At 64.0% G+C, this 16,550-nt stretch carries 15 protein-coding genes and 2 pseudogenes; 12 read left to right on the forward strand and 5 right to left on the reverse strand.

Features of this window, described 5'->3' with window-relative positions; genetic code table 11:
- Positions 1 to 225 precede the first annotated feature (225 nt).
- Positions 226 to 1,620: a purine-cytosine permease family protein gene (locus tag K5Q02_RS03935; RefSeq protein ID WP_225836580.1), complete on the forward strand. Its 1,395-nt coding sequence runs from the start codon at positions 226 to 228 to the stop codon at positions 1,618 to 1,620.
- Positions 1,621 to 1,725: 105 nt separating this feature from the next.
- On the opposite strand, the gene K5Q02_RS03940 is transcribed toward K5Q02_RS03935, so the two are convergent.
- The gene (locus K5Q02_RS03940) at positions 1,726 to 2,349 is read right to left on the reverse strand and encodes a LuxR C-terminal-related transcriptional regulator (RefSeq protein ID WP_225836582.1); all 624 of its coding nucleotides are present in this window, start codon (positions 2,347 to 2,349) and stop codon (positions 1,726 to 1,728) included.
- 204 nt (positions 2,350 to 2,553) lie between these two features.
- Between K5Q02_RS03940 and K5Q02_RS03945 the strand changes: the two genes are divergently transcribed.
- From K5Q02_RS03945 to K5Q02_RS03990, 11 genes and pseudogenes are all read left to right on the forward strand, one after another.
- A complete protein-coding gene (locus tag K5Q02_RS03945) occupies positions 2,554 to 3,081 on the forward strand; it encodes a dimethylamine monooxygenase subunit DmmA family protein (protein WP_225836584.1) in 528 nt (175 codons plus the stop codon).
- Positions 3,078 to 4,004, forward strand: coding sequence for a PDR/VanB family oxidoreductase (locus K5Q02_RS03950; RefSeq protein ID WP_225836586.1), 927 nt, complete (start codon positions 3,078 to 3,080; stop codon positions 4,002 to 4,004). Before K5Q02_RS03945 ends, K5Q02_RS03950 begins: the two co-directional genes overlap by 4 nt.
- Before the next feature lie 15 nt (positions 4,005 to 4,019).
- Positions 4,020 to 5,036 carry a heme-dependent oxidative N-demethylase family protein gene (locus K5Q02_RS03955; RefSeq protein ID WP_225836588.1) on the forward strand — a complete coding sequence of 339 codons (1,017 nt, stop codon included), beginning with the start codon at positions 4,020 to 4,022 and terminating at the stop codon, positions 5,034 to 5,036.
- 26 nt (positions 5,037 to 5,062) lie between these two features.
- Positions 5,063 to 6,193: an aminomethyltransferase family protein gene (locus tag K5Q02_RS03960; RefSeq protein ID WP_225836590.1), complete on the forward strand. Its 1,131-nt coding sequence runs from the start codon at positions 5,063 to 5,065 to the stop codon at positions 6,191 to 6,193.
- Positions 6,194 to 6,272: 79 nt separating this feature from the next.
- Positions 6,273 to 7,646 (forward strand): NAD(P)-binding domain-containing protein, encoded by a 1,374-nt coding sequence (locus tag K5Q02_RS03965; protein ID WP_225836592.1) that lies wholly within the window; start codon positions 6,273 to 6,275, stop codon positions 7,644 to 7,646.
- A gap of 9 nt (positions 7,647 to 7,655) precedes the next feature.
- Positions 7,656 to 10,001: a DUF1989 domain-containing protein gene (locus K5Q02_RS03970; protein ID WP_225836594.1), complete on the forward strand. Its 2,346-nt coding sequence runs from the start codon at positions 7,656 to 7,658 to the stop codon at positions 9,999 to 10,001.
- A 273-nt stretch (positions 10,002 to 10,274) separates the two neighbouring features.
- Entirely contained in the window at positions 10,275 to 10,535 is a 261-nt protein-coding gene (locus K5Q02_RS03975) for a hypothetical protein (RefSeq protein WP_225836596.1), read from the forward strand.
- Positions 10,511 to 10,747 (forward strand): annotated as a pseudogene (locus tag K5Q02_RS24500) (PAS domain-containing protein); the annotation flags it as partial. The gene K5Q02_RS03975 and the pseudogene K5Q02_RS24500, both read left to right, overlap by 25 nt.
- A 114-nt stretch (positions 10,748 to 10,861) precedes the next feature.
- Positions 10,862 to 11,011 (forward strand): annotated as a pseudogene (locus K5Q02_RS24505) (methyl-accepting chemotaxis protein); the annotation flags it as partial.
- A gap of 252 nt (positions 11,012 to 11,263) precedes the next feature.
- Complete coding sequence (locus K5Q02_RS03985) at positions 11,264 to 12,634, forward strand: ammonium transporter (protein WP_225836598.1); 1,371 nt, start codon at positions 11,264 to 11,266, stop codon at positions 12,632 to 12,634.
- 48 nt (positions 12,635 to 12,682) lie between these two features.
- Positions 12,683 to 12,862 carry a hypothetical protein gene (locus K5Q02_RS03990; protein ID WP_042553459.1) on the forward strand — a complete coding sequence of 60 codons (180 nt, stop codon included), beginning with the start codon at positions 12,683 to 12,685 and terminating at the stop codon, positions 12,860 to 12,862.
- 339 nt (positions 12,863 to 13,201) lie between these two features.
- Here K5Q02_RS03990 and K5Q02_RS03995 read toward each other — a convergent pair whose 3' ends face one another.
- From K5Q02_RS03995 to K5Q02_RS04010, 4 genes are all read right to left on the reverse strand, one after another.
- Positions 13,202 to 13,537: a DMT family transporter gene (locus tag K5Q02_RS03995; protein ID WP_225836600.1), complete on the reverse strand. Its 336-nt coding sequence runs from the start codon at positions 13,535 to 13,537 to the stop codon at positions 13,202 to 13,204.
- A 65-nt stretch (positions 13,538 to 13,602) separates the two neighbouring features.
- Positions 13,603 to 14,925 carry an FMN-binding glutamate synthase family protein gene (locus K5Q02_RS04000; RefSeq protein WP_225836602.1) on the reverse strand — a complete coding sequence of 441 codons (1,323 nt, stop codon included), beginning with the start codon at positions 14,923 to 14,925 and terminating at the stop codon, positions 13,603 to 13,605.
- 15 nt (positions 14,926 to 14,940) lie between these two features.
- A complete protein-coding gene (locus tag K5Q02_RS04005) occupies positions 14,941 to 15,624 on the reverse strand; it encodes a protein glxC (RefSeq protein ID WP_225836604.1) in 684 nt (227 codons plus the stop codon).
- Positions 15,621 to 16,535: a class II glutamine amidotransferase gene (locus K5Q02_RS04010; RefSeq protein ID WP_225836606.1), complete on the reverse strand. Its 915-nt coding sequence runs from the start codon at positions 16,533 to 16,535 to the stop codon at positions 15,621 to 15,623. The genes K5Q02_RS04005 and K5Q02_RS04010 overlap by 4 nt, the downstream gene beginning before the upstream one ends.
- Positions 16,536 to 16,550: the final 15 nt, after the last annotated feature.

Consider the following 16,550-nt stretch of genomic DNA (forward strand, 5'->3'; position numbering starts at 1 on the left):
CGGCGATACGTAAACCCTATCCAAATAAAGACAAGAAGTAGGTTTTCCCCATGGTGTTCCGCACAGCCCTGCTGCTCTACCCCTGCCCGTTCTCCCCTGTCTGCGGGCTCTCCCGCTACAGGCGCAGCTGACTCGCTCAGCCGCAACCACCCACGCATCCCCTCCGGTTCTGCCCCGTTCACGCGGAGCAGCGTGCCGTCGCCAATTTGCGCAGGAGAGCAGTCCATGTCCCAGCAAGAGCTCATCGAAAGCAACAGCGTTGGCCAGGTAGCCGATGCCGATCGTCACGGCCGCGTCCGTGATCTGTTCACCCTCTGGTTCAGCACCAATATCGCGCCGCTGCCCATCGTTACCGGCGCCATGGCCGTGCAGGTGTTCCATCTCAGCCTTGGTTGGGCGATCTGCGCCATTCTGGTCGGTCATCTACTCGGCGGAATCGTGCTCGGCCTGGCTTCGGCCCAAGGCCCGCAAATGGGCCTGCCGCAGATGCTGCAGAGCCGCGGCCAGTTCGGCCGTTACGGCGCCTTGCTGGTGGTGGTGATCGCCGCAGTCCTGTACATCGGTTTCTTCATCTCCAACTGCGTGCTGGCCGGCAAGTCGATCCACACCGTGGTACCGGATCTGCCGCTGCCTGCCGCCGTGCTGATCGGTGCCTGCGCCGCGACGCTGATCGGCATCCTGGGCTACAACTTCATCCACACACTCAACCGTATTGGTACCTGGGTGATGGGCATCGGCCTGCTCGCCGGTTTCATCGCGCTGTTCGCCAACGGCCTGCCGGCGGACTTCGCCAGCCGTGGCGGCTTCAACCTCGCCGGCTGGCTGGCGATGGCCTCGCTGGGCGCCATCTGGCAGATCTCCTTCGCGCCCTACACCTCGGACTACTCGCGCTACCTGCCGAAGAACGTGGGTATCTGGAAGCCCTTCATCGCCACCTATACCGGTGCCGTTTTCGGTACCTCGCTGTGCTTCGTGTTCGGCACCCTGGTGGCGCTGTCGGTGAGCGCGGACACCGACACCATGGACGCGGTCAAGCAGAGCACCGGTGCGTTCGGGCCGGTACTCATGGTGCTGTTCATCCTCAGCATCATCAGCCACAACGCCCTTAACCTGTACGGTGCGGTGTTGGCGCTGATCACCTCTGTACAGACCTTCGCCGCCGACTGGGCGCCCAGCCGTCAGGCCCGGGTGGCGCTCTCGGCGATTTTGCTGGTGGCCTGCTGCGTGGTTGCGGTCAGTGCGCCTGCGGACTTCATCTCACGCTTCATGCAGCTGATCCTGGCGATGATGATCGTGCTGGTGCCCTGGGCAGTGATCAATCTCGCCGACTTCTACCTGGTGCAGAAACAGCGCTACCACATCCCTTCACTGTTCGACGCCAACGGCGGCATCTACGGGCGCTTCAATCCCAATGCGGTGAGCGCCTATGCAGTGGGCATCCTGGTGCAACTGCCATTCGCGGTCACGCCGATCTACACCGGGCCGATGGCCAGCAAGCTGGATGGCGCCGACCTGTCCTGGCTGGTAGCGATCATCGTCACCCTGCCGCTGTACCTGCTGCTGTCGCGCCGTGACACGGTGTACCGGCGCAAGCAGATATCCACCCTGTCGCGGGCCTGACGCTTGCGGCTAAGCCAGGCTACTGGGCTGATCCGGGAAAAGAGATAGCTGATGAGAAAGCCCCCGCCCTTGTGCGGGGGCCTTTCGTTGAGGGTCAACGGTAATTCAGCCCGCCACCTCGAAGATCGCACCCTCTACGCCGAGCACCTCGCCACTGGCGGTATACACGCCAACGCCCGTCTCGCAGACCTCCTTGATTCGCCCATCGGCGCAGCAGATGCGGTAACGCAGCTGAAACGGCTCGTGCTTGAGCAACGCGCATTGCACGCAGTACCAGACGTAATCGGCGTACTCGGCGAGGATCAGTGAGCCGAAGCTGTGAGCGGGATCGCGGGTCAGGTATTCGGCCGAGTAGCCGGTCAGTTGCAGGCAGCCTTCGCTGACGTAATCCATGTACCAGGTGCGGGCATTGTCGCCGCGATAGATCAGCACCGGCAGATCGTTTATCAGCCCTGCGACACCCCCTGGCCCAACAGCGGCCTGGGTACCGGCCAAGGCTTTGCCGGTATGCCGGTGCACCCAGCTGGCCAGTTCCAGACGCGAATGCAGGTGAAATTTGCGCAGCAGGCTGCGCACGTAGATTTTCACCGTGCCGTCGCTGATGCCCAGCTCGCGGGCGATCTGCTTGTTGCTGTTGCCTGCAGCGATCAACTGCAGGGTCTGCTCCTCACGTTCGGTCAGCGCATTCGACGCTGCCACGGGAGCCGGGGCGAAACCGGCTGCACGCATGTTCTCCTCCCCGTCTTCTGCGGTGTTGGGCCACTACCGACAGCAACTTCCATGCCTCGACCAGGGTGACTACCCCTTTAGGCATACCTCCTCAGGTGGATTGAGCGTGCAAGCGTGTCAGGAAATTATCTTGCCTACAGAGAAACACCAGCCGTGCACCAACATATGACCTGATCGCTTCAATCCAGAGCAACAAGGATCGCCATGACCCGCACAGCCGAGCTGCATCCCTTCAGCGTGCCGCGATACCCCAGCGGCGACCCTGCCCAGCAGGTGACCTTTCAGCTACTGGTCACCCAGGACGCCGGTCAGCAACAACAGGCGCAATTGCTGGCCCGCGTCTACGCCAGCGAACTTCGCCACCTGGCGCTGCCGCAATACGCCGACGAAGCCGCGCTGGGCGAGGCACTGGGCACGCTGTTGAGCGAAGCCCGCATCGGGGTGCACCTCGAGCTGCACGGCGACGAAGCCTTCATCTGGTCGCTGCGCGGTGTGGCACGAGCAGCCGGCCTGCTGGCCGACGAGATCACCCTGCACTGCAGCGAAAGCGGCCGACGCATGCTGTTCTGCGTGCATTGCGCCAGCCTGCAGGTGGGCACATCCGCCGATCTGCAAGCCTGCAGCCACTGCGCAGTGCTGCTGGAAGTGCGCCGGCATTTCTCCGAGCGCCTGGGTGCCTACCTCGGCGTCTGCGCGGATGCCGACCAGCCCTATGCGCAGGCCCGACCATGACCGCCTTCGAGGTGCGGGTCGGTGAGACCCGGATGATCACCCCGGTGATCCGCGAGCTGTCGCTCCAGCCCTTGAGTGGCACGCTGCCGGCGTTCTCCGCTGGCAGCCACGTGCAGGTGCACCTGCCGAACGGCAAGCGCAACGCCTACTCGCTGCTCAGCGACCCGAGCGACACCAGCCACTACCGGATCGCCGTGCGCCAGCAGGCGCAATCACGCGGCGGCTCGCGCTACGTGCACGAACAGTTGCAGACAGGCGATCGGTTGCGGATCTCGCCGCCGGCCAACCTCTTTGCGTTACACAGCACGGCGCGCCTGCACGTGCTGATCGCCGCCGGTATCGGCATCACTCCGTTCCTTGCCTACAGCACCGAACTGCTGTGCCGAGGCGACGCTTTCGAGCTGCATTACGCCTACCGCGCAGGGGTCAACGATGCCTACGTCGAGACCCTGCGCGAGCGGCTGGGCGAGCGCCTGCATGTCTACGAAAGCAGCAACCGACGTCTCGACCTGGCGCAGTTGCTAAGCCATCGCCCACTCGGCACTCACGTCTATGCCTGTGGCCCGCAATCACTGCTCGATGCCCTGCGCGAACAAAGCCTGGCCCTCGGCTGGCCAGCGACGCGGGTGCACTGGGAGGCCTTCGCCACCCCGGAGCCGGGCGTGCCCTTCCTCGTGGAACTGGCGCGCAGTGGCCGTCAGGTGGCGGTCGGCGCCGAGCAAAGCCTGCTCGAAGCCCTGGAGTGCGCGGGTGTGGAGCTGCCCAACCTGTGTCGCGGCGGCGTCTGCGGCCAGTGCCAGACGCCCTATCTGAAAGGCGACGTGGAACACCGCGACCTGTTTCTCGCCGCCGCCGAGCGCGCAACCAGCCTGATGCCCTGCGTCTCGCGTGGCTGCGGCAGCCCGATCCTGCTGGATATCTGATACCGGAGACGTGCCATGCCCCTGATCTTCAAACCGGCAGAAACCTACCGGGACGACTTCAGCTTCCGAAACAGCCCGGCCGCTATCGCCCGGTTCCCGTTTCCGTTCCCGGAAGACGCCTACATGTACTCGGTGAACATCGAGCCAGCGGTATCGCGCGATCCGGGCTCGGTGTTCGAGCACTGCTTCGATGTGGACGAACATTACCTGTCGGAGATGGCCGAGCGCGCCCGCGTTCTGGAGCGTGACCCCGAGCGCTGCCTGGTGATGCCGCACATGGCCCAGGCCGCCTGGGATCTGCTGGAAATGCTGATGCAGCAGCTGGCCGTTGACTACCCGCAGCACTTCCAGCTTGAGCGCAACGGCACCGCCTGGCGCTGGCAGAACTTGGCCATGGGCATCGATCAGCCCTTCACCTTCGGCGACCCCGACAGCCTGCCGTGCGAGCCGCTGGAGTACATCACCCGGCAGATGCAGGGCGATTTCGCCGTGCTCGACCAGCGTGACGGTGACCTGTTCATGGACGCCGGCATGGTCACCTGCCCGGCCGACTGGTCGCTACGCTTCGACGCCGGCATGAGCTTCAAACAGTGGCACTCGCCCGTACCGATGGCCAACCAGATGGGCATCTTCGAACGCGCCCTGAAGTTTCTGCTGAACATTCAGGTCGGCCACCCGGTGCGCCGACTGAACTGGACGCTGACCATCAACCCGCGCCTGGACACCTCGCCGGAGACCTTTCACGAATGGGGCAGCGACCGCGGCTCGGTCACCCCGGACAACGTCGGCCGCCTGGTGCACCTGCGCGTGGAGCTGCAGCTGATGGCCCGCCTGCCGCGCTCCAACGCCGTGCTGTTCAGCATTCGCACCTACCTGATCAGCATGGAAGAACTGGTCAGCAACCCGGCCTGGGCGCGCCGCCTGCACCGCGTGCTGCGCGACCTGCCGGATGCCATCGCCGACTACAAGGGCATGACCCGCTACCGCCAGACCCTGGTGGACTGGCTGCGCCAGTTCGACTCCGAAGCCTGACCCGATCACTACACGAGGATTTTCCCATGGCCAACTCATGGCGCATCAGCGCCCTGCGCGAACGCCACCTGGCGCTTGGTTCGAACCTGGAAGACTGGAACGGCATGGGCACCGCCTGGACCTATGCCAGCGATCTGGCCGACCATCATGAAGCGATCCGTACCCGCGCCGGGCTGATGGACGTCTCGGGCCTGAAGAAGGTGCACTACGTCGGCCCCCACGCCGAAAGCCTGCTCGACTACGCCACCACCCGCGACATGGCCAAGCTCTATCCCGGCAAGTCGGTGTACGCCTGCCTGCTCGACGAGGACGGCACCTTCATCGACGACTGCATCGTCTATCGCACCGGCCCCAACGCCTTCATGGTGGTGCACGGCGCTGGCACCGGCTACGAGATGCTGATCCGTTCGGCACAGGGTCGTCAGGTCGCGGTACTGTTCGACGACGACCTCCACGACCTTTCCCTGCAAGGCCCGGCAGCCGTGGACTTTCTCGCCGAGCACGTACCCGGCATCCGCGAGCTGCCCTACTTCCATCACCTGCAGACCCGGCTGTTCGACCGCCCGGTGATGATCTCGCGCACCGGCTACACCGGCGAGCGCGGTTACGAGATCTTCTGCAAGGCCGCCGATGCGCCGCTGATCTGGGACGGCATCCTGGAAAAAGGCCAGGGCCACGGCATCATCCCCTGCGCCTTCACCGCCCTGGACTGGCTGCGCGTGGAGAGCTACCTGCTGTTCTTCCCCTATGACAACTCGCAGATGTACCCCTTCGCCGACCAGAAGGCTGGCGACACGCTGTGGGAACTGGGCCTGGACTTCACCGTGTCGCCCGGCAAGCGCGACTTCCGGGGTGCCGCCGAGCACTACCGGCGCCAGGGCCAGGAACGCTTCAGGATCTTCGGTGTGCTGCTCGACGGCGAGCAAGCCGCCGAGGGTGGCGACAGCCTCTGGCACGAAGGGCGTCAGGTCGGGCTGATCACCTGCGCCATGTACTCGCGCCTGAGCGGACGCTCCATGGCCATCGCCCGGGTCGAACCCGATATCGCCGAGCAGGGCGTACCGCTGCAGGTGCGCGGCAGCCTGCAGGTAAGCGCGATCGCCCACACCCTGCCCTTCGACGATCCCGAAAAGAAGAAACGTACCGCCAAGGGCTAATAAACCCGCGCCGGCTCGCTCCCAGGCGTTGCAGGGGAGCGCCGAGCATCGCGACGCCTCGCCAACCGGAGAACCGAACATGAACCAACGAGTCGCCATCATCGGCGCCGGCCCATGCGGCCTGGCCCAGTTGCGAGCCTTCCAATCGGCCCAGGCCGATGGTGCGGACATTCCCGAACTGGTCTGCTTCGAGAAGCAGACCGACTGGGGCGGCATGTGGAACTACACCTGGCGCACCGGCCTGGACGAACACGGTGAGCCGGTGCACGGCAGCATGTACCGCTATCTCTGGTCGAACGGGCCGAAGGAATGCCTGGAGTTCGCCGACTACAGCTTCGACGAGCATTTCGGCCGGCCCATGGGCTCCTACCCACCGCGTGAGGTGCTCTGGGACTACATCAAGGGCCGCGTCGAGAAAGCCGGCGTGCGGCCTTACATCCGTTTCGATACCGCGGTGCGCGACGTCACCTTCGACGCCGCCAGCGAGCTGTTCACGGTCACCGCCCACGATCACCTGCATGACCGCACCTACAGCGAAACCTTCAACTACGTGGTGGTCGCCAGCGGCCACTTTTCCACGCCCAACGTGCCCGACTTCCCCGGTTTCGAGCGCTTCGCCGGGCGCGTGTTGCACGCCCACGACTTTCGCGACGCCCTGGAATTCAAGGGCAAGGACGTGCTCATCGTCGGCGCCAGCTATTCGGCCGAAGACATCGGCTCGCAGTGCTACAAGTACGGTGCCCGCTCCATCACCAGCAGCTACCGCAGCGCACCGATGGGCTACAAATGGCCGGCCAACTGGGAGGAGCGCCCATTGCTCAGCCACGTGCAGGGCAGCACCGCGTTCTTCGTCGACGGCAGTTGCAAGCACATCGACGCGATCATCCTGTGCACCGGCTACAAGCACCACTTCCCCTTCCTGCCGGAAGCGCTGCGCCTGAAAACAGGCAATCGCCTGTGGCCGCTGAACCTCTACAAGGGTGTGTGCTGGGAGCAGAACCCGCGGCTGATCTACCTCGGCATGCAGGATCAGTGGTACAGCTTCAACATGTTCGACGCCCAGGCCTGGTATGCCCGCGACGTGATTCTCGGGCGCATCGCGCTGCCCGAACTCGAGCGCATGCACGCTGAAAACCTGGCCTGGCGCCAGGAGGAGGAGGCGCTGGAAACCGCCCAGCAGATGTTCGAATTCCAGGGCGAATACATCCGCCAGCTGATCGCCGCAACCGACTACCCGAGCTTCGACATCGCCGAGGTCAACGCCACCTTCCTGCAGTGGAAGAAAGACAAGTACGACAACATCATGGGCTACCGCGACAAGTGCTATCGCTCGCTGATCACCGGCACCCTGGCCACCCCGCATCACACCCCCTGGCTGGAGGCACTGGACGACTCGCTGGGTACCTATCTGAGCGACACGCCGCCGGCCGACCGCCTGAAGTCCGCCAGCTGAGGCGCCGCCATGAACCTGCCTGTGACAAGCCGCCCACTGGAGCCGGCGCTGTTCGCCCGCGCCGCCGATCTGGAACGCCACCGCGTAGCCCCTGGCGGGCTGACCGTGTTCGCGCTGGAGGCGGGTGATCGCCTGGAGGTCATCGACCTCGAGGGCGATCAGCCTGCCGAGCTGCTGGCCTTCGCCGAGGATGGCCGCGAAGCGCTGGCGGCACTGGGCCTGCAAGCCAGCGCTGGTGCCGATGCCATTGCCCGTCTGCTGCACGACGGCAGCCGCGAGTCGATTCACGTCACCAACGGGCTTACTCGTCGTGGTGTGGACTGTCGCCGCCTGCCGGCCGCCGCCCGGCTGTGGCCCGCCGCCACACCCGCAGGCTTCAGCCGCCAACTGCTGGCCAACGCTGCGCTATGCGTGATCGTAGCCGCCCCTGGTGGGCGTAGCGGAGTGGACAGCCAGCAGCGCGCCAGTGAACTGCGTGTGCTGCTGCACCGCGCCAATCCGCGCAGGCTTTGGGTGCCGCCACTTCCCGCGCCGCTGGGCGAAGTGATCGACGAATTCACCATCCACCCCGGCAGCGCGCGCGACTACCTCGTCGCAGCCGGGCAGTTCGTCCAGGTGATCGACGTGGCCGGGCGCCAGTGTTCGGATTTCGTCGCCTTCGACCGCGCCGGCCTGGATACCGGACGCGAGATCGACCTCGACCCCACCGTCACCCGTACCCTGAACGGCAACGCCTACCCGGGGCCGGGCCTGTTCAGCCGCTTCTACGATCGCAACATGCAACCCATGCTGGAGGTGGTGCGCGATACCGTCGGCCGCCACGATACCTTCGCCCTGGCCTGTGCGGCGCGCTACTACGAGGCGCACGGCTACTTCGGGCACGCCAACTGCAGCGACAACATCAGCCGCGCCATGGCCGCTCACGGCGTACACCCGCGCGCCGGCTGGCCGGCGATCAATTTCTTCTACAACACCGCCATCGACGCGCACCAGCACCTGACGCTGGACGAACCCTGGTCGCGCCCTGGCGATTACGTCCTGCTCAAGGCGCTGACCGATCTGGTCTGCGCCAGCAGTTCCTGCCCGGACGACATCGACCCCGCCAATGGCTGGCAGCCCACCGATATCCACATCCGCGTGTATTCCGAGAAGGAGCGTTTCAGTCTTGCCATGGCCACTCGAAAAACAGCAGATGCCGATCCGGTGCTGACCCGCGAAAGCGGCTTTCACGCCGGCACCTCGGCCCTCACCCGGCAGTTCGTCGACTACCGGGGCTTCTGGACACCGACCCGCTTCGACGGCTACGGCGCCACCGATGAATACCACGGCTGCCGCGAACGCGTGGCGGTGATGGATCTTTCCGCGCTGCGCAAATTCGAGGTGCTCGGCCCCGACGCCGAAGCATTGCTCGACCACTGCCTGACCCGCGACGTGCGCAAGCTGGCGGTCGGCCAGGTGGTGTATTCGGCGATGTGCTTCGAGCACGGCGGCATGCTCGACGACGGCACCCTGCTGCGCCTCGGCGCCGATGCGTTTCGCTGGATCGGTGGCGAGGACTACGCCGGCGTCTGGCTGCGCGAGCAGGCCGAAAAGCTGGGCATGAAGGTGTGGATAAAGAGCGCCTCCGAGCAGATCCACAACGTCGCCGTGCAGGGCCCGCTGAGCCGCCAACTGCTCGCGCAGATGATCTGGACGCCCGGCACCCAGCCAGCGCTGGAAGAGCTGGGCTGGTTCCGCTTTCTGGTCGGCCGTCTGGATGACTACAACGGCCCACCCGTGATGGTGTCGCGCACCGGCTATACCGGCGAGCTGGGCTACGAAATCTGGTGCCATCCGCACGATGCGCTACAGGTGTGGCAACGCCTGTGGCAGCTTGGCGAACCCCTGGGCCTGGTACCGCTCGGCCTCGAAGCGCTGGACATGCTGCGTATCGAAGCGGGGCTGATTTTCGCCGGCCACGAATTCGACGATCAGACCGATCCGTTCGAGGCCGGCATTGGCTTCTGTGTGCCACTCAAGAGCAAAGCGGCGGACTTTATCGGCCGCGATGCCCTATCAAGGCGCAGCGCAGCCCCCCGCCACAAGCTGGTCGGCCTGCAGCTGGAAGGCAATGAAACCGCGGCCCACGGCGACTGCGTTTACAACGGCCGGGCCAGTGTCGGCGTGATCACCAGTGCCACGCGCTCACCGGTGCTGGGCCGCAACATCGCCTTGTGTCGCCTGGATGTTGGCTATTGCGAGCCGGGTACCGCCGTCGAGATAGGCAAGCTCGATGGCCAGCAGAAGCGCATTCGCGCCCAGGTCGGCGCCAGCACCGTCGCCTACGACCCGGACAAGAGCAGGGTACGGGCATAACCGAACCGGTTGTGGAAAGAGAATTGCTTGGTGATGGCCATTCGATCTCACGGAGGTGGCCCATGTGGTTCAGCAATGCGTCCCGAAACCTGGCCGATGAACTCAGCCAGTGGCTTAACCGCCTGTTCGACGGCCAGCCCAGCACGGCCGCCGCACAGCCTCATCTGCAGCGCGATGCCCGGCTGCTCAGCAGCCTGCAACGGCTTCAAAGCGACTGGGACGAGTTGCAGCGCATCCGCCAGCAGGCCGAATGCCAGGCGCCGCCGCCCTGCAGTGCAGACGAGTACGCTGCACTCAAGGAGGGACCTCGCCGAGGCCCGGGCGCAGATCGGCGAACTCCTCCACGCCCGTGACGACAGCCAGCGGCGCCTGCACGAGCTGGAAGCCGAGCGCGCCCATTGGGACGAAGAACGCCAGGTCTGGGAGCTGACCAAACGTACCCTCACCGAAGGCAGCTGGGCGATGAACGTGGTGGCTGGCGACCCCGACCATCCGCAGAACCTGATTCGTTGGTCGAGCAGTTCCGCGAGCTGATCGGCTACAGCGCCCAGGAATTTCCCGATGGCTGGGACAGCTATTTCAAGGTGGTCAACGCCGATGACCTGAAACAGGTCATGCAGGCCTTCAATGCCTCGATGGTCGACACCGGCGGTGATGGCTTCTATGCCGTCGAATACCGCATGCGCCACAAGAGCCGTGGCGAGGTGTGGTACCGAGAACGCGGCCGCTGCCTGCGCGATGCCCAGGGCCACCTGCTGTATGTCACCGGCGCCGTGCGCGAGATCAGCGACGAGAAGACCGCCGCCACACTGCACCAGCGCGAACAGGCCAACATCCAGGCCACCTACACGCAGATTGCTCAGGTCGCCGGGGGGATTCGCAGCATTGCCGAGCAGACCAATCTGCTAGCACTGAATGCCGCCATCGAAGCGGCGCGGGCTGGCGATCAGGGCCGCGGCTTCGCCGTGGTCGCCGATGAAGTGCGCAATCTGGCGCGACGCACACAGGAATCGGTGCAACAGATTCAAGGCATGTTGCAAAAGGAGCGCTCTGGCGAACCAACTTCAGGCAACAAACCATGAAAACGAACTGAAAAAGTGCAGAAAAAGGCGCTAACGCCACCGATCACCCCAGTTATAGCCATTACTGATGGCACACTCATTGCTTTCCCAAAAAGAAACTTTGTTTATCAAAAATAAAACTTTCGACTCGACCTGCCTGCGCACCACTTATTCCAATAAACCGCTTTCGAGGATTCAGTGATGGAAGAACAGAAGACCCCGCCTACGCTCGAAGAGCTGCAAGCTCTGATCGAAATGACCAACACCCTGAACATGGAGATGTTCTATTGGTGGTGTACCGCGTTGATGATCTGCATCCACGCAGGTTTTCTGTCTTATGAGATCGGCGCCTCGCGCCTGAAGAACGCCCTGGCGGCGGGTGTGAAGAACATCCTCGCGTTCGGCTTCATCGTACCCAGCGTGTTCCTGCTCGGCTGGGCGGTCTATAACGCCTTCCCCGATGGCCTGGTACCGCGCATGGACGCCCTGATGGCCGGCATGCCGTGGAGCCAATCCATGGGCCCGAACATCCAGGACAACGCCACCGGCATTTTCTGGGGTGCATTCGCACTGTTCGCCGCCACCACGGGTTCGATTCTCTCCGGGGCGATCATCGAGCGTGCGCGGATGAGCGCATTCATCATCATGACCATCGTGCTCGGCGGCTTTCTCTGGCTGCTGGCAGCGGCCTGGGGCTGGCACCCGGAAGGCTGGCTGACCGTCAAATGGGGCTACCATGACGTCGGCGCAGCGGGTGTGGTGCACATGATCGCCGGCTTCTTCGCCCTCGGCGTGCTGATCAACCTCGGTGCACGCATCGGCCGCTTCAACCCGGATGGCAGCGCCAATGCCATCGTCGGCCATAGCATGCCGATGAGTGTGGTCGGCCTGATGCTGATCATCGTCGGCTTCTTCGGTTTCCTCGGCGGCTGCATCATCTACAACTCGGGCGCTCAGTGGATCAATATCTACGGCCAGCCGACCAACCTCTCCGCCTTCTCCTTCAACACCCTGATGGGCTTCGCTGGCGGCCTGATCGGCGCCTACCTGACCACCCGCGAACCCTACTGGATGATGTCCGGTGGCCTGGTCGGCATCATCTCGGTAGCACCCGGCCTGGATCTCTACCACCCCGGGCTGGCCTACCTGATCGGCATGGGCGTTTCGGCCCTGGCACCGCTGGTCAACAACCTGCTGCTCAAGTTCAAGCTGGACGATGCCGTCGGCGCGTTCGCCGTGCATGGCTTCGGCGGTTTCGCCGGCCTGCTGATCAGCGGCATCTTCCTGGCCGGTTACCCGAACGTTAACGGCATGCCGGAGATCAGCTTCTTCGGCCAGCTCGGCGGCGCACTGGTGATGGCAGCGCTGGGCTTCTTCCCCGGCTACGGCATCTCCTACGCCCTCAAGAAGGCCGGCATCCTGCGCGTTCCGGCGCATGCCGAAGAGCGTGGCCTCGACCTGACCGAAGTGCCGGCCCAAGCCTATCCGGAGTGGAGCAGCATGTACGGGCAGAGCACCACGGTGGGTGGCAACTCCGCACAGCCGCCTCTGACTGCCGCCCCGGCCAAATGACCCCTGGCCGGCCGCGAGGGCGGCCGGCTCATCTCAAGGAGTATCGCCATGAGTATCACCACCTACGAAGGTGCCAGCGCTGTATTCACCTTCGCCGACAAGCCCGCCATCCTGATCTTCATCAGTTTTCTGGTGGCTGCCGTCAGCCTCTACGCCCTGATCGCGACGATCATTCACGAGAAGCACAGCTACGCGCTGCCTGATGAAGAACTCGACAAGCTGAAATAACCCTTCGACCGGCGGCAACCGCCGCCGGTCATCCCCCAGCCCCTCCACTCTTTCGAAGCCACCGCTCGCGAGTTATCCGCAGCGAGCAGCTTGGCGGCGCATCGCCTTCACACAACGAACCTCCTCTCGATGACGGCATCTGCCTGACCAGCCGCAGGGCTATGGCGGCCGCCCAAGCGCCTCAGCGTCAACCAGGCATTCGGTGGCCGACAGGGTGAAACAGTGCATCAGAAGAATGTGTGAGGTCTGATCATTGGTCGCAGACAAAGGCTGACGCATGCCAGGAACGGCATGCCTTACAGCAGAAACTGCAGCCGTTGCGATTAGCCAGGCCTGCCTTCAGCTCACCGGGCTGAACAGCTTCAGGCCAGCCACCCCACAGATGATCAGCACCAGGCAAACGAGTCGCGCCAGCGTGGCGGGTTCGTTGAGGTAGACGATGCCGTAGATCGCCGTGCCGACCGCACCGATGCCGACCCATACGGCATAGGCGGTGCCCATCGGCAAGTAGCGGGCCGCAAGCGCCAGCAGGTACATGCTCAGGGCGATGAAGAAGATGCAGTAAAGGCTCGGCCAAAGCCGCGTGAAGCCCTGCGTACGAGGAATGGCGGAGGCGTACATCACTTCGCAGATGCCGGCGGCGAGCAGTGTCATCCAAGCCCAGGATGCAGTCATTTGAACTCCTTCAGGTGCACAAAAGCCGGCTTCTCTGCTTGAGAAAAGCCGGCTGATGGGTGTGATCAGTAACCCTGCCCAGGCACCCAGTTGGTGCCGGCCAGCGGTACCCGTGCCATGGCTGCAGATTCCACGGTCAGCGCCACCAGATCCTCAGGATCGAGATTATGCAGGTGCGACTTGCCGCAGGCACGGGCCATGGTCTGCGCTTCCAGCACCAGTACACGCAAGTAGTTTGCCAAGCGGCGACCACCTTCGACCGGGTCGAGGCGTTTGGACAGCTCCGGGTCTTGGGTGGTGATACCGGCCGGATCGCGACCATTCTGCCAATCGTCGTAGAAACCGGCGGCTGAACCGATCTTCTTCAGCTCCTCGTCCAGACGCGGGTGGTTGTCACCCAGGGCGATCAGTGCGGCCGTCCCGATGGCCACGGCATCGGCGCCCAGCGCCATGGCCTTGGCCACGTCGGCACCGTTGCGGATGCCGCCGGAGACGATCAGCTGAACCTTGCGGTGCATGCCCATCTCCTGCAGTGCCTGCACGGCTTGCGGAATGGCCGGCAGAATCGGGATACCAACGTGCTCGATGAACACTTCCTGAGTCGCTGCGGTGCCCCCCTGCATGCCGTCGAGGACAATCACGTCAGCACCAGCCTTCACCGCCAGCTTGACGTCGTAATACGGGCGGCTGGCGCCAATCTTCACGTAGATGGGTTTTTCCCAGTCGGTGATTTCGCGCAGTTCAGCGATCTTGATCGCCAGGTCGTCCGGCCCTGTCCAGTCCGGGTGGCGACAGGCGCTGCGCTGATCCACGCCAATCGGCAGGGTACGCATGCCGGCGACTCGCTCGGTGACTTTCATGCCCAGCAGCATGCCACCGCCGCCAGGCTTGGCCCCCTGGCCGAGGACGATCTCGATGGCGTCGGCCTTGCGCAGGTCGTCGGGGTTCATGCCGTAGCGTGACGGCAGGTACTGATAGACCAGATGCTGGGACTGACCGCGCTCTTCAGGCGTCATGCCACCGTCGCCGGTGGTGGTGCTGGTACCGGCGATACTGGCGCCACGGCCCAGGGCTTCCTTGGCATTGGCCGACAGCGCGCCGAAGCTCATGCCGGCGATGGTTACCGGGATCTTCAGGTGCAAGGGCTTCTTGGCGAAACGGTTGCCGAGAATGACGTCGGTACCGCATTTCTCGCGGTAGCCTTCAAGGGGATAACGCGACACGCTGGCGCCGAGCAGCAGCAGGTCGTCGAAGTGCGGCAGCTTGCGCTTGGTGCCACCACCGCGGATGTCATAGATACCGGTCTCGGCGGCGCGCTGGATTTCCTGGATGGTCAGGCGATCGAAGGTGGCCGACTCGCGCAGAACGGGAGGTTGTTTGTCACTCATGATGATGCTCCTGAATCAGTACGCGCTGGCGTTATCGACTTTGAAGTTGTACAGCTGGCGAGCCGAGCCGTAGCGTTTGAAATCGGCGGCGTTCTCCTTGAAACCGGCGCGATTGAGCAGCACCTGCAGCTCTTCCAGATGCTCCGGGCGCATCTCTTTCTCGATGCAGTCGGAGCCCAGCGATTCCACGCTGCCTTTGACGAAAATCCTGGTCTCGTACAACGAATCGCCCAGCGCATCGCCAGCATCACCACATACGACCAAGCGCCCGGCCTGGCCCATGAAGCAGCTCATGTGGCCAATGCTGCCGCCGACCACGATGTCGATGCCCTTCATGGAAATGCCGCACCGTGCGCCGGCATCGCCCTCTATCACCAGCAGGCCGCCATGAGCGGTGGCACCAGCAGCCTGGGAGGCGCTGCCCTTGACCCGCACGTAGCCGCTCATCATGTTCTCGGCGCAGCCCACGCCGACGTTGCCGTGCACGGTGACCGAGGCCTTCTGGTTCATGCCCGCGCAGTAGTAGCCGGCATGCCCCTGAATATCGATGGAGATGGCTTCGTTGACGCCAACCGCGAGGTTGTGGGCGCCGTTGGGGTGGGTTACCAGCCACTCGCGATCGCTGACCGCCTTGACCTGGTCATGCAGCGCCTGATTGAGGTCACGCACGCTGGCGCTGGAAAGGTCGATAGTTTTCATGCTGCGTGCTCCTTCTTGCGTTCCCAGATGTACAGGGTGGCGGGAACGGGCTCCCAGACCTTGGCCTTGTCGATACCCGGCAGGCTGGACAGCGCCTGGTATTCGGAGGCCATGGCGACGTAGTCATCGGTCTCGGCGAGGATCGCCGGCTTGCAGGCGATCGGGTCGCGGATCACCGCAAAGCCGTTGCGGGTGCCGATGGCGAAGGTGAAGAAGCCGTCGAGGGCCTCCAGTGAGTTGTCCAGCGCCTGTTTCAGGGAGTCGCCCTGCTGCAGACGCCAGGCCAGGTAACCGGCAGCGACCTCGGTGTCGTTCTCGGTCTCGAAGTGGATACCTTCGCGGCGCAGTTCCTGACGCAGACGGAAGTGGTTGGACAGCGAGCCGTTGTGCACCAGACACAGGTCGGCACCGGTCGAGAACGGGTGGCTGCCCTCCATGGTCACGGCACTTTCGGTAGCCATGCGGGTGTGGCCGATGATGTGGCTGCCCTTCATCGAGGCCAGGCCGAAGCGCGCGGAAATCTCTCTGGGCAAGCCCATGCCCTTGAGAATTTCGATGCTCTGCCCGGCACTCATGATGCGCACGCCCGGCGCCAGTTCGACCAGTGCGGCACGTACCACGGGCTCTTCGGCCTTGATTTTCAGAACCATGGCGCTGGCGTTCTGGAACCAGTCCAGCTCGGCACCGAGCTTGTCCTGCAGCGCGGCAACCAGTGCCTTGAAGTCATACCCTTCGCTGGTCGCCTGCAGGGTCAGCTTGACCCAGCCATCGGCCACTTCATCGCCATAAATAGCGAAGCCGGCGCTGTCCGGGCCGCGGTCGGTCATGGCCTCGAGCATCGGTTCGAACAGCTTGCCGAGCTGCGATTCCAGCTGCGGATTTTTCAGGTAAAGCCCCACGATTCCACACATAGCTAAAAACTCCTG

Origin of the sequence: Pseudomonas sp. MM211 (assembly GCF_020386635.1) — a bacterium.
Taxonomy (GTDB): domain Bacteria; phylum Pseudomonadota; class Gammaproteobacteria; order Pseudomonadales; family Pseudomonadaceae; genus Aquipseudomonas.

Coding starts and splice junctions, on each gene's coding strand:
- K5Q02_RS03935 (WP_225836580.1), top strand. CDS start 226: ATGTCCCAGCAAGAGCTCATCGAAAGCAACAGCGTTGGCCAGGTAGCC.
- K5Q02_RS03940 (WP_225836582.1), bottom strand. CDS start 2,349: ATGCGTGCAGCCGGTTTCGCCCCGGCTCCCGTGGCAGCGTCGAATGCG.
- K5Q02_RS03945 (WP_225836584.1), top strand. CDS start 2,554: ATGACCCGCACAGCCGAGCTGCATCCCTTCAGCGTGCCGCGATACCCC.
- K5Q02_RS03950 (WP_225836586.1), top strand. CDS start 3,078: ATGACCGCCTTCGAGGTGCGGGTCGGTGAGACCCGGATGATCACCCCG.
- K5Q02_RS03955 (WP_225836588.1), top strand. CDS start 4,020: ATGCCCCTGATCTTCAAACCGGCAGAAACCTACCGGGACGACTTCAGC.
- K5Q02_RS03960 (WP_225836590.1), top strand. CDS start 5,063: ATGGCCAACTCATGGCGCATCAGCGCCCTGCGCGAACGCCACCTGGCG.
- K5Q02_RS03965 (WP_225836592.1), top strand. CDS start 6,273: ATGAACCAACGAGTCGCCATCATCGGCGCCGGCCCATGCGGCCTGGCC.
- K5Q02_RS03970 (WP_225836594.1), top strand. CDS start 7,656: ATGAACCTGCCTGTGACAAGCCGCCCACTGGAGCCGGCGCTGTTCGCC.
- K5Q02_RS03985 (WP_225836598.1), top strand. CDS start 11,264: ATGGAAGAACAGAAGACCCCGCCTACGCTCGAAGAGCTGCAAGCTCTG.
- K5Q02_RS03990 (WP_042553459.1), top strand. CDS start 12,683: ATGAGTATCACCACCTACGAAGGTGCCAGCGCTGTATTCACCTTCGCC.
- K5Q02_RS03995 (WP_225836600.1), bottom strand. CDS start 13,537: ATGACTGCATCCTGGGCTTGGATGACACTGCTCGCCGCCGGCATCTGC.
- K5Q02_RS04000 (WP_225836602.1), bottom strand. CDS start 14,925: ATGAGTGACAAACAACCTCCCGTTCTGCGCGAGTCGGCCACCTTCGAT.
- K5Q02_RS04005 (WP_225836604.1), bottom strand. CDS start 15,624: ATGAAAACTATCGACCTTTCCAGCGCCAGCGTGCGTGACCTCAATCAG.
- K5Q02_RS04010 (WP_225836606.1), bottom strand. CDS start 16,535: ATGTGTGGAATCGTGGGGCTTTACCTGAAAAATCCGCAGCTGGAATCG.